The organism is Bariatricus massiliensis (assembly GCF_900086725.1).
GTDB classification, from domain to species: Bacteria; Bacillota; Clostridia; order Lachnospirales; family Lachnospiraceae; genus Allocoprococcus; species Allocoprococcus massiliensis.
This window is the reverse complement of the sequence record NZ_LT574838.1, coordinates 1,389,610-1,401,284: the sequence shown is the minus strand read 5'-3', so window position 1 is coordinate 1,401,284 and position 11,675 is coordinate 1,389,610. Positions and strand designations below refer to the sequence as shown.

Sequence of the window (11,675 nt, the reverse complement as noted above, 5' to 3'; positions counted from 1 at the left end):
ACCTCCTTATATAAGATATTCAAACTGAAAATCAATAAAACGGTCGGTAACATCACTGAGGCGGCGACGGCTAATAGGAACTCTGTCACCGTTTTCCATGATGAAACAGTCCTTATCAATCTTCAGTGTATGGGCCATGTTTACAACCACGCCCCGTCCACAGGAAATAAAACGGTAATCTTCCAACAAAGGGGCGGTAATCTGTGCAAATGTCTGCCGGGAAGATACAGTAAATACGTTATTTAGAAGATGTATTTCTGTCTTCGAGGAAGAGAGGGCATACAAAATTTTGGAAAAAGGAATCTGCCGCTCTTTTCGGCCAATGGACACGCTCAGCCGCCTCTGGCTCAAGACTACACGTTCCACGCACTCGGGCAAGAATTCTTGAATCTTTTCCGCTGTTATCGGTTTGAGAAGATAGCGCAGGGCACGGACTCGATAACCTTCTCCAATGTATTGGTCGCTTGAAGAAAGAAAAATAACCATACAATCGGGCGCGGCCTTATGGACAATTTGTGATGCCTCCATTCCATTCATACCGTCCATAAAAATGTCCATGAAACAAAGATTGTAAGTATCAGGTTCTAAAGTAGTAAGAAATGACTCCGCACAAGAAAATTCTATAATATCTACGGGTAAATTTATTTTTTCAAAAAACATATGTAAGAGAGTCACCAAGACTTCTCTGTCTGTAGCAGAATCGTCTATAATTGCAATTTTCAAATATTTCACCTCAAAACATAATTATTCTATTTTATTATATCATAGGCATTGTAAAAAAAGCAGAACCGTTTGCCTCATTTTAGATACCGTTCGCCTGCAAATGGTTGTTTTTATTATTAATAATGATATGCTACAGACAGAAAGACGGATATGGGCTGAGGATATAAAACAGAACAGGGAGATGCTTAGATATGGTTAAAACAATTGCATTATGCTGTAGTGAAAATGTAGTGCGGACAACAGTCACATTGATTAGGCTTGCAAATGTAAAAGTTTTTAACGATGGAATTGAACTTGCCTATTATTTGAAGGAGAATGACGACTGTCAATTGGCGGTAATCGCAGTGGACGGAGCAAAGGGAATGAACTATTGCACCTATGTCAGAGGACAGAACAGCAAAATACCAATACTGTGGATCAGCGATACGGAAGAATATGAGGAAAAAGCGGCCAAGATACCCGTCAATGATTTTTGGGTCAAGCCTATGCCTGAGATGCTCCTTGAAAAAATGGCCGCAGAGCTGTTGAAATAAAACTAGAAAAAACGAAACCCCCAGAAGAAAAATTATGATATAATTTTTAAGAGATTATTATACGTACAAAATGGGGGACAATACATGGAAATTAAAGACTTGAGATATTTTGTTGAGATAGCGGAGCTTAAGAGTATGAGAAAAGCGGCCGCCAGCTTATATATTTCTCAGCCTAATCTGACGAGGGCGGTGAAGAGCCTTGAGTCGGAGTTGGGGGAGCAGATATTTAAGCGCTCTAACCGGGGAGTGGAGTTGACGGAGTTCGGGGAAGGGCTTTACTATTATGCGCAGTCTATTCTGAAGCAGGTCAATGAGATTGCGAAGCTGAGGCAGGAAACAAAAAAATATGTGGAGGCAAGAGTCAGCGCCGCCATCGGCGGCATTATTTTGAGGGATGACATGATGCTCCAGTATTATGAGACTATCAAGGCAAACCACACCAGCATTTCTCTATTTGAAATTCCTGTGGAAAAAGTTTTGAATTATGTGGAGACGGGGAAGGCAGATATTGGAATCGTATCGGTTAACAATGTTCAGATCAGGGCGTTGCGGAAGTTGTCAGAGCTTAAAGATTTGGAGCTTCATACGATTGGATATGGCCCCCTCTATGTACATGTAGGAAAGAATAATCCTCTTTACGGCAGAGAGGAAATTGAGGTTCGGGAGCTTCTGCCCTTTACAAAGATACAAATGCCGGCGGATTATTTTGCAAATATCAATTATTCCATGAGCATAGACGGCAGTGTGGGGATGATGGATTTTGACAAGACGATTACTGTTAATAATTACCATGCGATTATCAGCATGGTGAAGCGCACAGATGCATTTATTTTCGGGAACAAATGGCAGAAGGAGGAGCTGGAAAAGGGGCAGATATGTAGTATCAGACTTAAGAATTGTAGCATTGAACGGGAACTTTTGTGGTTAAAGAGGAGAAGGGAAACGCTGTCGGATAAGGCCGAAGACTTTTTAAAGCTGATTGTGGACTGTTACGGTGATAAGAACGGTGATACATAAAACGTATCACTGGCCTATCATATATTGGCATTAGCCAAATCTCAATGTTTTGCGTATAATGAAGACATAAACACAACACGGGTTGCGAGATTCGTTATAAGTTAAATATTGAGAGGAGAATGGAAATGAAAAAATTTAGTAAAAAAAGTATGCTGAGCTTTTTGACAGTATCAGCGATTGTGGCAACTACAGTGGGGTCATTTGCAGTGTGGGATACATTGGAAACAACATCTACAGGAACATTGAGTGTAGCTAGTCCAATTGTAGTATCTACAGCTGAGATGGCACCATTAACAGAAACAAGGACTTGGGATGAGGTTCCTACGTATACTGGTAATGTTGAATTTACAGTAGAAGGTTTGGCAAAACCGGAAGATGCTCAACTGACTTTGACAACTGCCCTTAAAGAGGGAGATACTATAATTGATTCAAGTAAATACGATGTCGAGATAACTCAGACTGACGCTGATAGTGGTCTGACTGGAGGAGTTGATAGTAATGTGGGAGCATCTAATGAGTATCAAGTTGTTGTGAAACCAAAGGCTGATGCAACAGATTTGGGAGGCAAAACTTTAAAGTTAGAGGTAACTGGAACGTTAGCTAAAAAAGCAAATCCATAATATAAGCTTATGTAAATATTAATGAAAAGATACCGTCATGAGACGGTATCTTTTCCTAGCATATAAAAAGAAATATTTAACGAGTACTGGAGAATATAAATGAAGAAACTCATGAATAAGATAGTTAATTTTATATTTGGCTTAATAGTACTCGTTCTTATAGTTTGTATTATAGGGATACAATTTTTCCCGGATGAATTAAATAAGTATATCGGGTATCGAACTTTTGTTATATTGACAGATAGTATGGAGCCTACAATACCCGTCGGCTCTCTGGTGATTTCGAAAAAGATCGATAATCCAGAGAATATTAAAGTGAATACTATAATTTCGTTCAGAGTAGACAGATTCGGAGATGATACAGTTTTCACACATTACTTTAAGAAAAGGCAAATAGATGAAACTGGAAGAGAAAGGTATTTTACTATAGCGGAAAACGCAGACAGATATGATGATTATGTTACTTATAGAGAAGATGTCTTGGGAACCTATGTTTTTCATGTTCCTTACATAGGTAAGTTTGTTCTGTTCCTCCAGAGCCCGTTTGCTCTGATTGAACTAGGAATTATTTTATTTATTCTCCTTATCAACCGCCTTCTTTGGGATAAGTTCGACAGAGAAGAAAAGGAAGCGTTGGAATCTGATGAAAATGACGAAGATGTGATTGATGCCGAGGAGATTCATGAGATTGACATGGATGTGGAGTCTGAGGATATCCAACAACCGGCCTTGGAAGATTCCGGTGAGGTTTCAGAAGTTCCTGATGAGAAATTGGATACCGTAACTGAGCAGGAGGCTACGGTTGATGCCGAAGAGCAGGAGATTCCGGAATTACCTTCAGAAAATGAAGAGGTAGCAGAGCCTGTGGAGGAGCCGGACTTGGTTACATACGCCGAAGAAGAGCCAGAGAAGAATACAGAGAAAAAGTCTAAACATAAAAAATCCGGTAAAAAGCAGAAAAAAGAAAAGAAGAAGAAAAAAGGCAGTAATAAATCTAAAAAGAAATAAAACCAGAAAGGGCGGAATATTCCGCCCTTTCTGATTTTCAATCCTAGTTTAACAACTTTCTAAGTGCGTTTTCATTCAGCATCTGTACGGTCTGGAATTTGCCGTCAAGGAATACGGCCCAGTTGTTAAAGATGCTCGGTACGTTTTTGGCCTTCTCTAAGCTGTCCACTGCAATAAGATTCAGCGGAATTCCATCCTTTTCACAAGCGCTCTTGACTTGAGATATGCAGTTACTGATAAATGGACATTGAAGCCCATAATAGATGGTCAATTCTTTACTCTTGATTCCCATTTGTTTTACACTATCTGAAAAATGTGGTTTTGTGCCGTCGAATGACAGGGCTAGGAGCTCGTATTCGTCAACGCTGTCAACGACTTCGAAACCATGTTTGGAGACGAATTTTTTGTCGGTCAAGTAGGGCTTTTTCTTCTTGGAACTGAGAACGCAGACGCCGGATTTGCCCTGCGATTTTGCATCGTTGATGCAGTATTCAAGAAGTGACTTCCCATACCCCTTTCCTTTGAAAGAGCCTGACACCCAGAGACAGTATATATAGAGAAAATTATGGCCTTGGACAGGCGCCCAAGCTGTTTCCACCGGAGCATATTCGATGAACACCTTACCCTTTTCGTCAAGTTTTCTAAAGACATGTCCTTCCGGAAGCCGTTCCTTTAGCCATTCCTTTTTGGACTGCACTCCGCACTGGTGCTTTTTGTCTGAGATTGCGCAGCATAGATGCTCGGTCTCAAGATTTTCCATTGTTATATTTATAAATTTTTCGCTCATATAGATTCTCCTCTTAGATGGCTAAATATAGTCTCCGCCTGTTACAGACCCAGTATACAGCATAAAACTAGACATCTTGTGTCAGGGTTTGAAAATTATTGACTTGTCTTAAAATTTACTTCAACAATTTCCGGGACATTCAAGAAGCGGAAAGGGTACCTCGTCATACCGATACCACTGCTCGTATACATTTGCAAAGAGACGGAAGTACCGATTTCCTGCGCGGTGTAAAGGCCTTTCACAAACTTACCGGAGCCCGGGGGAAGCAGCTTTGTGGTGAGAAAGGGAATGCGGACTTGTCCACCATGAGTGTGGCCGCACAACAAAAAATTCTCGCCTTCATTTTCAATGAGCTGTGAAACAGCAGGTTCGTGGGCGACGATGAGCTGATAAAGGCTGGTGTCCTTTTTGTATAGGGAAGAGGCAGGGGCGCCCATCAGGTAATCGTCATATCCCACCAGCTCTATTCCATAATCTGCCAGTATCATACTTTCATTTTTTAAGATTTTAAAGCCGCAGGAGGCCATAAAGTCTTCATAGATGCGTGAAGCGCCGCCGCCATAGTCATGGTTGCCCCAGACAGCATATTTACCTGCCTTTGCTTTTATGCCTTTCAAAGCATTCTTTAAAGATTCCAAATCCATATACTCACGGTCGCGGGCATAGTTATCCAGTAAATCCCCGCCAAAGACAACGATATCCGCATCTAATTGATTAATCTTGCTTACAAGCTTGTCTGCATGATTTTCATCATAGTATTTACCAAAATGCGTGTCCGTAAAAAACACTGCCTTGAACGGCTTTATAGATTTCTTGGTTTCTACATCCAATGAGTTTACTGTCAATAAATCTGGCTCTATAAACCGGGCATATCCCAGTATAGATAGGAAGCATATAATAATTAAAAATAAACATACGAGTAGTTTCTTTGCTCTGCGCATCCCTGTCTTCTCCTTCTTATATTATCTGGATTGAAACAGTTCCATGAGAAAAAGAGTACGAATTCGCACTCTTTTTGTCAATAGGATTCATCAAATATTAAAGTTTTGCAGAGAAACTTAAGTTCTTCGCGGCCAGCTGGGACTGCAGTAATTGTATTCAGAAGGGGTATGGTCACAATAATTGACCGTAGTGAACATGCCGCCTACGGGAGGAGCGCCATTGTTTGTCACATGATGGGGCATGTGGCAGTGCATGGGCCAGATTCCGGGATTGTCGGCCTCGAATTCAATGTCCCAAGTTTCACCGGAAGCTACAAGAATTGTATTTTTATAAATCTGGGCGCTTTCCTTTATGGGGAAGCCGTCGGCTCCCACCAGCTTAAATTCATGCCCATGCAGGTGAATCGGATGATGATGCATCTGAATGTTGCCAAAACGTACACGTACCGTGTCGCCAAAATTCACTTTCAAGGGGAGCGTCTTTGGATAGCAGGTGCCGTTCATTGTAAAGAAGTTGAAGGACGGATCCATAAAATTCAGAGGATAGAGTCCGGGCGTCAATTCGCCCCAATGCAGCTGCCGGATGGCCCATTCCTGAAGGAGACATAAATAATCCTTGTAGCTGTCCCGGTTCTGGTCGGCCGGATTTTCGACGATCAGGCCGCCGAAGAGGCCGGCGTTGTCCTGCGTCATAACATCTACATGGGAGTGATACAAGTATGTACCTGGTGGATTGGTCACTTTAAAGCAATAGTCCACGTAACATTCGGGTTTTATGAATGGTGTAGGCTCGATGGGCGGTACCCCGTCCATGTTGTTGGGGATATCCAGTCCGTGCCAGTGGACGCTTGTTTCCACGGGCAGATGGTTGATGATTCGGATTATGACTTCGTCTCCGGGGAAAACATGAATCGTGGGCCCCGGGGTGGAGCCATTGTATCCCCAAGCCCGGACCCTGATTCCATATACCAGCTCCCAATCCAGTTCTTCTGCGATTAATGTAAAAAGTTTTTTCCCATTGTAAACCGTATATTTGCAATCCGCGATTCCAGGTGTGATTACCATAACATTCCTGCCTTAGCTTTGATTAGTATATCCTATGCAGAAAGCGCTGGAAGAAACACTCTGGTAAAGTAGATTAGACTCTGTTTATTTCATATATTTTCATCGCCTGCTCAGCCAAAATCTCGTGCAGGCAGGCTGGCTCCATCACTTGAACCTGTGCTCCGAAGGATAAAAGATAACCGACAAGCCAAGAATCCAGCGGCATTTCCGAGGTTACAATCAGTTCATCCGAAGGAAGCACTTGGATTTCCTCGGCATCGAACTCATCATAGACACGGTAAGACATTTCTTTGGGAAACCGAAGTACAATCTTGTGGCAAGAAGGAGCTGGTACATCCTGAGAATCAGGATAGTCCATGGGAAGAAATACATTATCTGTAACTTCCAGCTCAATAATGCGGTTGAACTTAAAGAGGCGGAAGTCTTCTTTATCAGTGCAGTAGGCCTTCAGATACCATTCTTTGGACTTATACATTAATTTAAGAGGATTGATGTTTCTTTTGCTTTTTATTCCACGGGCATTCACATAGACGATAGCCAGCGTATTATGGTGGATGACGGCGCTCTTTAGGGATTCGAACTTTGCATTGTCCTTTGCCTTGCTGCCCCAGCGGGAGAAGTCCACCTCAAACCAACTTTCCGACGGTATTTTAAAAAGAGCGGAAAGCTTTGTCAGCACTTCTGCGTCGTATAGACTGCCCGCCGCCGATAAACTCTGCAGGGAAGAGAGTATCTCAAGCTTTTCCTTATCAGACAGCAGGGCCTTATCAAGGACATAGTTGTCAAGCAGATAGATGCCGCCGTTTCTTCCGGTCTCGGCGTAGACCGGAATGCCGGACTCACTCAGGGCATCGATATCCCTATAGATTGTCCGCACCGATACTTCAAATTCCTGCGCCAGCTCGGGGGCAGTCGTACGGCCCTTGTCAAGCAGATAGTAGACGATTTTAAATAAACGGCTCTCTTTCATTTGCTGCACCTCCTTTGTCTATTATAGCAGATAAAACCTGACATAGCATGTCAATATTTGGATACGTCATTGAAGTGTAATGCTATAGGATTTATAATTAGGAGGTAGAGAGAGGGGGACTATATGTTTCGAATTGGTGAATTTTCAAAACTGGCTCAGGTATCGGTGAGGATGCTCCGGTATTATGACGAAATGGGGCTTTTAAGGCCTGCGGCAATCGATGAGTGGACCGGATACCGGATGTATTCAGCTTCACAGATTCCAGTATTGAATAAAATTATTTATCTCCGTGACAGCGGATTTAATGTCAGTGAAATAGCTGCCGCGCTTCAGAGCGAGAATGATAATGTTATCGTGGCCCAGCTTGACAAAAAATATAAAGAAATCCTTCGCAATATACAGTTGGAAGAGGCGAAGCTTAGAAAAATCGAAGCTGCAAAAGAGGAATTGGAGCATGGCAACAGCGAGATTAACTATAATGTGACGATAAAAGCTGTTCCCAGCTACTATGTACTTTCCCTGCGCAGGGTGATTCCTGATTATTACGGTGAAGGGGCACTTTGGAGGGAGATGTCTGCATTTGCCCAAGCGAATCAAATCGATATCTCAGGGGATACCTTTTCTATTTATCATGACGAAGATTACAGAGAAGAGAATGTGGATGTAGAACTGTGCGCCATTGCAAAGAAGGCAGGGAAGGACAGCGGGGGATTTACGTTCCGCCATACAGAGGCGGTCCCTCAGATGGCCTGCACTATGGTATATGGAGACTTTTCACATATTGCGGAAGGCTATCTCTCCTTTGCTAGATGGCTGCAGGAAAGGAACCAGTATGAGATGGGGAGGACGAGCAGGCAGATTGTACACCGGGGCCCTTGGAACGAAGCAAACCCTGAAAATTATTTGACGGAAATCCAGATACCACTCTTGACTCTGACATGATGTGAGGGCATATCCTCTATTTACAGTAAATGAAATGGAGGATAAAGTTATGAGTAATTATGAAGTGAAACCGATAGGGACAATCTGTACGAAGGAGGAGGGAACCTTTCTCAAACTTGAGGCCGAATATATCCCGGCCCTGACCGCATTGGACGGATTCAGCCACATCAACGTTTTCTGGTGGTTCAGCGATTTTGATGACACACAGTTCCGGTCCGTATTGAAGGTGGAGCAGCCCTATAAAGGAGCCCCCGAGGAGATGGGGGTATTTGCTACAAGGTCGCCTGTCCGCCCCAATCCAATTGCATTGACCACGGTGGAAATCATCCGGATCGACTATCAAAGCGGCGTGATACAGATTGATTATATCGACGCCAATGACAATACGCCGCTCATCGATATTAAGCCCTACACCCCGAGCCTTGACAGGATAGAATCACCGAGGGTGCCAAAGTGGTGCGGCCACTGGCCGAAGAGCGTGGAAGAGTCCGCCGATTTTGCTTGGGAAAAGGAATTTAACTTTTGAACGAGCGAAAATAGGCTTGCGGAGGGCCTGTGACTTGATTTTCCCCAGACGAGGAGATATAATGACTTTATCAAGAGAGAGGTGGAGGATTATGAAGCGCTGCATTGCTTTTACTGGAATAGTTCAATAGACATTTCTAAAATGACAGGAGGATTTACAATGACTATTCCAGAGAAACAAATCTATCCCCGGAGCGGAGATAAAGAGACCATTTATTTGAAAGGGGTTATCACGAACCCTAACATATGTATTGGCGATTTCACGATGTACAATGATTTCGTAAATGACCCGACATTGTTTGAGAAAAACAATGTGTTATATCACTATCCAATTAACCATGATAAACTGCGGATTGGCAGATTCTGCTCCATTGCCTGTGGGGCAAAATTTCTATTCAATAGCGCCAACCATACATTATCATCGCTGTCCACCTATCCCTTTCCCTTATTCTTTGAAGAATGGGATTTGGACAAGAAAGATGTGGCAAACGCATGGGATAATAAAGGTGATATCAATATTGGCAATGATGTATGGATAGGCTACGAGGCGGTAGTCCTAGCAGGGGTCACCATAGGAGACGGAGCCATTATCGGCACCCGCGCTGTTGTTACGAAGGATGTTCCACCATACACGATTGTCGGAGGCGTTCCGGCAAAGCCGGTTAAGAAGCGATTTCCCGAGGAGGTCATTTCAGCACTATTGGAAATCCAATGGTGGAAGTGGCCGAGGGAAAGGATTGCAGAGAATATCGGGGCAATTCAATCGGGCGACATTCATGTGTTACGGGAAGTAAGCCTGCAGACAAAATCAACCGTGTAAGACACTGAAAATAAGAAATATAATAGAAGAGACAGTCCAGAAGGTTTATATTGCTTTCTGGACTTTTTCAGAAGTGGAACGGGGAAAGAGGATATGCCACTTCAAGATAAGGAGGGATTTTATGTACGAGAGAATGCTTGATAAGCAGAATAGACCGACATATGATGAGATGGCCGCATACTGTGGCAACTGCATGGAATTGTTTATGCGAATAAATGAGTGGCTGTCAAAGGTCTGCGAAACTACGCAGGAGCTATCCTTTCCATATGGGAATAAGTACGGCTGGGCGGTCGCTCATAGGAAGAAGAAAAAATTGGTGTGTAATGTATTTGCGGAGAATGGCGCATTTACGGTTATGATTCGGTTGAGCAATGAACAATTTCAAAAACTATATGACCAGATGGAGAAAGAAACGCAGGAACGCATCGATAATAAATATCCTTGCGGTGATGGCGGGTGGCTTCATTATCGTGTTACTAATGAAGCGAATTTTTGCGATATACAGAAAATGTTGGAGATGAAATGTTCAGTATGAATGATACAGTCGCTAAAGAAATATTACGGGATTTATTAACCATGTATGTATGTTTTAATACACAGAAGAAAGTAAAATTCGGTCTTTTTGCACGAGTTGTATCAGGCAAAATTGCTTGAAGACAATCCCACTGCTGATAGGACTAAAAAATTAGTGGCCAAATTTAGGGAGCGGTTTTTAAAAAAGCAGGCATTATTAGGAAAACCCCATCTTGACGCAATACGGGAGGAGTTTGGGATCTTGCGGGGCTTGAAAAGGATAAAATAGAATTGTTCAATTCTGCGGCAGAAGTTCCAGAGAACTTGATAAAAGAATTGTTTGACAGTTTGGAAGAGAAAGATATTGCGGAAAATATTATAAAAGCATTTGACGAGGTATGTGAATTAAAGGCAAAGGAAATAGAAAACAAAATACATCCAATTAAATACCCTTATGCAAGCGCGGTGTTTTTTAAAAATCCAGAACCGTGTAATCAAGACAAGTATTTAGTCCTGTATTATTATACATATTTTTCCTTGCTTCATATGCTGAATGAGTTTGTCCCGGCTATAAGATTGGAAGTAGGGAGTTTAATCCGATGTCTTTAAGCTGAACCGCAGATTACGAAATAATATTCATTATAAAAACGTAGATATCCTTACCGGCCCGGAATTAAAACAAATTGACGCATTTCAAAGTGAATATATAGAGATTATTTTATCTGTGTTTCATTCAAAAATTAAGTTTAAATTCGGGAAATGGTATCATCTAATTAAATGGGTTGCAGATCATACAGATTCCAGTAAGAAGAGATTATTGGCTGATTAAATTGGAGGTGCTAGGACAAAATGATTGATTTACAGGAAATGGACACAGGGGAAATTGCTCGATGTAATAACTCGTTTCGTTCCCCGTCAATGATTTGCTCGTCCACGCTTTTAGGAAGCCTTAACGCCCGTCTGTTCAGCGTTTTATCCCAGACCTCTGAAAACTCGCTGTGCCGCCAATCCCAATTCTCTAAGTTGCGTTCGTCAAGCTCCAATCTCCGAAACGCCATATAAAAATCATAGGACACATTCAGTCTATGCACCTTTCCCATACCATCACGGAAACTGATATGATAACTCATTCCGCTCTCTGTTTCTATCGCTTGAAGCATATACGCCCTTTTAGGTATCGCCATTTTAATTTCCTCCCGAAAAAATTGCGA

The 11,675-nt window shown here is 42.3% G+C and carries 15 protein-coding genes; 9 read left to right on the top strand and 6 right to left on the bottom strand.

Going from position 1 to position 11,675, the window contains the following annotated elements:
- Positions 1 to 6: 6 nt before the first annotated feature.
- Positions 7 to 723 carry a LytR/AlgR family response regulator transcription factor gene (locus BN6465_RS18305; RefSeq protein ID WP_066737916.1) on the bottom strand — a complete coding sequence of 239 codons (717 nt, stop codon included), beginning with the start codon at positions 721 to 723 and terminating at the stop codon, positions 7 to 9.
- 191 nt (positions 724 to 914) lie between these two features.
- On the opposite strand from BN6465_RS18305, the gene BN6465_RS18300 reads away from it, so the two are divergent.
- The 4 genes from BN6465_RS18300 to BN6465_RS18285 all read left to right on the top strand — a co-directional run bounded on the left by BN6465_RS18300 (position 915) and on the right by BN6465_RS18285 (position 3,901).
- Positions 915 to 1,256, top strand: a complete 342-nt coding sequence (locus BN6465_RS18300; RefSeq protein WP_066737915.1) for a response regulator — start codon at positions 915 to 917, stop codon at positions 1,254 to 1,256.
- A gap of 84 nt (positions 1,257 to 1,340) precedes the next feature.
- Complete coding sequence (locus tag BN6465_RS18295) at positions 1,341 to 2,273, top strand: LysR family transcriptional regulator (protein WP_066737914.1); 933 nt, start codon at positions 1,341 to 1,343, stop codon at positions 2,271 to 2,273.
- Between the two features lie 125 nt (positions 2,274 to 2,398).
- Entirely contained in the window at positions 2,399 to 2,893 is a 495-nt protein-coding gene (locus BN6465_RS18290; protein ID WP_066737912.1) for a hypothetical protein, read from the top strand.
- A 99-nt stretch (positions 2,894 to 2,992) separates the two neighbouring features.
- Entirely contained in the window at positions 2,993 to 3,901 is a 909-nt protein-coding gene (locus BN6465_RS18285; RefSeq protein ID WP_066737910.1) for a signal peptidase I, read from the top strand.
- A gap of 43 nt (positions 3,902 to 3,944) precedes the next feature.
- On the opposite strand, the gene BN6465_RS18280 is transcribed toward BN6465_RS18285, so the two are convergent.
- The 4 genes from BN6465_RS18280 to BN6465_RS18265 form a co-directional block, all read right to left on the bottom strand.
- A complete protein-coding gene (locus BN6465_RS18280; protein ID WP_066737909.1) occupies positions 3,945 to 4,688 on the bottom strand; it encodes a GNAT family N-acetyltransferase in 744 nt (247 codons plus the stop codon).
- A gap of 95 nt (positions 4,689 to 4,783) precedes the next feature.
- The gene (locus BN6465_RS18275) at positions 4,784 to 5,629 is read right to left on the bottom strand and encodes a metallophosphoesterase (protein ID WP_066737907.1); all 846 of its coding nucleotides are present in this window, start codon (positions 5,627 to 5,629) and stop codon (positions 4,784 to 4,786) included.
- Positions 5,630 to 5,746: 117 nt separating this feature from the next.
- Positions 5,747 to 6,694 (bottom strand): multicopper oxidase domain-containing protein, encoded by a 948-nt coding sequence (locus BN6465_RS18270; protein ID WP_066737905.1) that lies wholly within the window; start codon positions 6,692 to 6,694, stop codon positions 5,747 to 5,749.
- A 73-nt stretch (positions 6,695 to 6,767) separates the two neighbouring features.
- On the bottom strand, positions 6,768 to 7,664 hold the full coding sequence (locus BN6465_RS18265; RefSeq protein ID WP_066737903.1) for a helix-turn-helix transcriptional regulator: 897 nt from the start codon (positions 7,662 to 7,664) through the stop codon (positions 6,768 to 6,770).
- A gap of 123 nt (positions 7,665 to 7,787) precedes the next feature.
- Here BN6465_RS18265 and BN6465_RS18260 point away from each other — a divergent pair, with 123 nt between their 5' ends.
- The 5 genes from BN6465_RS18260 to BN6465_RS21085 all read left to right on the top strand — a co-directional run bounded on the left by BN6465_RS18260 (position 7,788) and on the right by BN6465_RS21085 (position 11,073).
- Positions 7,788 to 8,606, top strand: coding sequence for a MerR family transcriptional regulator (locus tag BN6465_RS18260; RefSeq protein ID WP_066737901.1), 819 nt, complete (start codon positions 7,788 to 7,790; stop codon positions 8,604 to 8,606).
- Positions 8,607 to 8,655: 49 nt separating this feature from the next.
- The gene (gene tsaA / locus BN6465_RS18255; RefSeq protein ID WP_066737899.1) at positions 8,656 to 9,132 is read left to right on the top strand and encodes a tRNA (N6-threonylcarbamoyladenosine(37)-N6)-methyltransferase TrmO; all 477 of its coding nucleotides are present in this window, start codon (positions 8,656 to 8,658) and stop codon (positions 9,130 to 9,132) included.
- 159 nt (positions 9,133 to 9,291) lie between these two features.
- Positions 9,292 to 9,951 (top strand): CatB-related O-acetyltransferase, encoded by a 660-nt coding sequence (locus BN6465_RS18250; RefSeq protein ID WP_066737897.1) that lies wholly within the window; start codon positions 9,292 to 9,294, stop codon positions 9,949 to 9,951.
- 121 nt (positions 9,952 to 10,072) lie between these two features.
- Entirely contained in the window at positions 10,073 to 10,486 is a 414-nt protein-coding gene (locus tag BN6465_RS18245) for a DUF3788 domain-containing protein (RefSeq protein WP_066737895.1), read from the top strand.
- 269 nt (positions 10,487 to 10,755) lie between these two features.
- On the top strand, positions 10,756 to 11,073 hold the full coding sequence (locus BN6465_RS21085; protein ID WP_066737891.1) for a hypothetical protein: 318 nt from the start codon (positions 10,756 to 10,758) through the stop codon (positions 11,071 to 11,073).
- 230 nt (positions 11,074 to 11,303) lie between these two features.
- Here BN6465_RS21085 and BN6465_RS18230 read toward each other — a convergent pair whose 3' ends face one another.
- Positions 11,304 to 11,648, bottom strand: coding sequence for a hypothetical protein (locus BN6465_RS18230; RefSeq protein WP_066737890.1), 345 nt, complete (start codon positions 11,646 to 11,648; stop codon positions 11,304 to 11,306).
- Positions 11,649 to 11,675 lie beyond the last annotated feature (27 nt).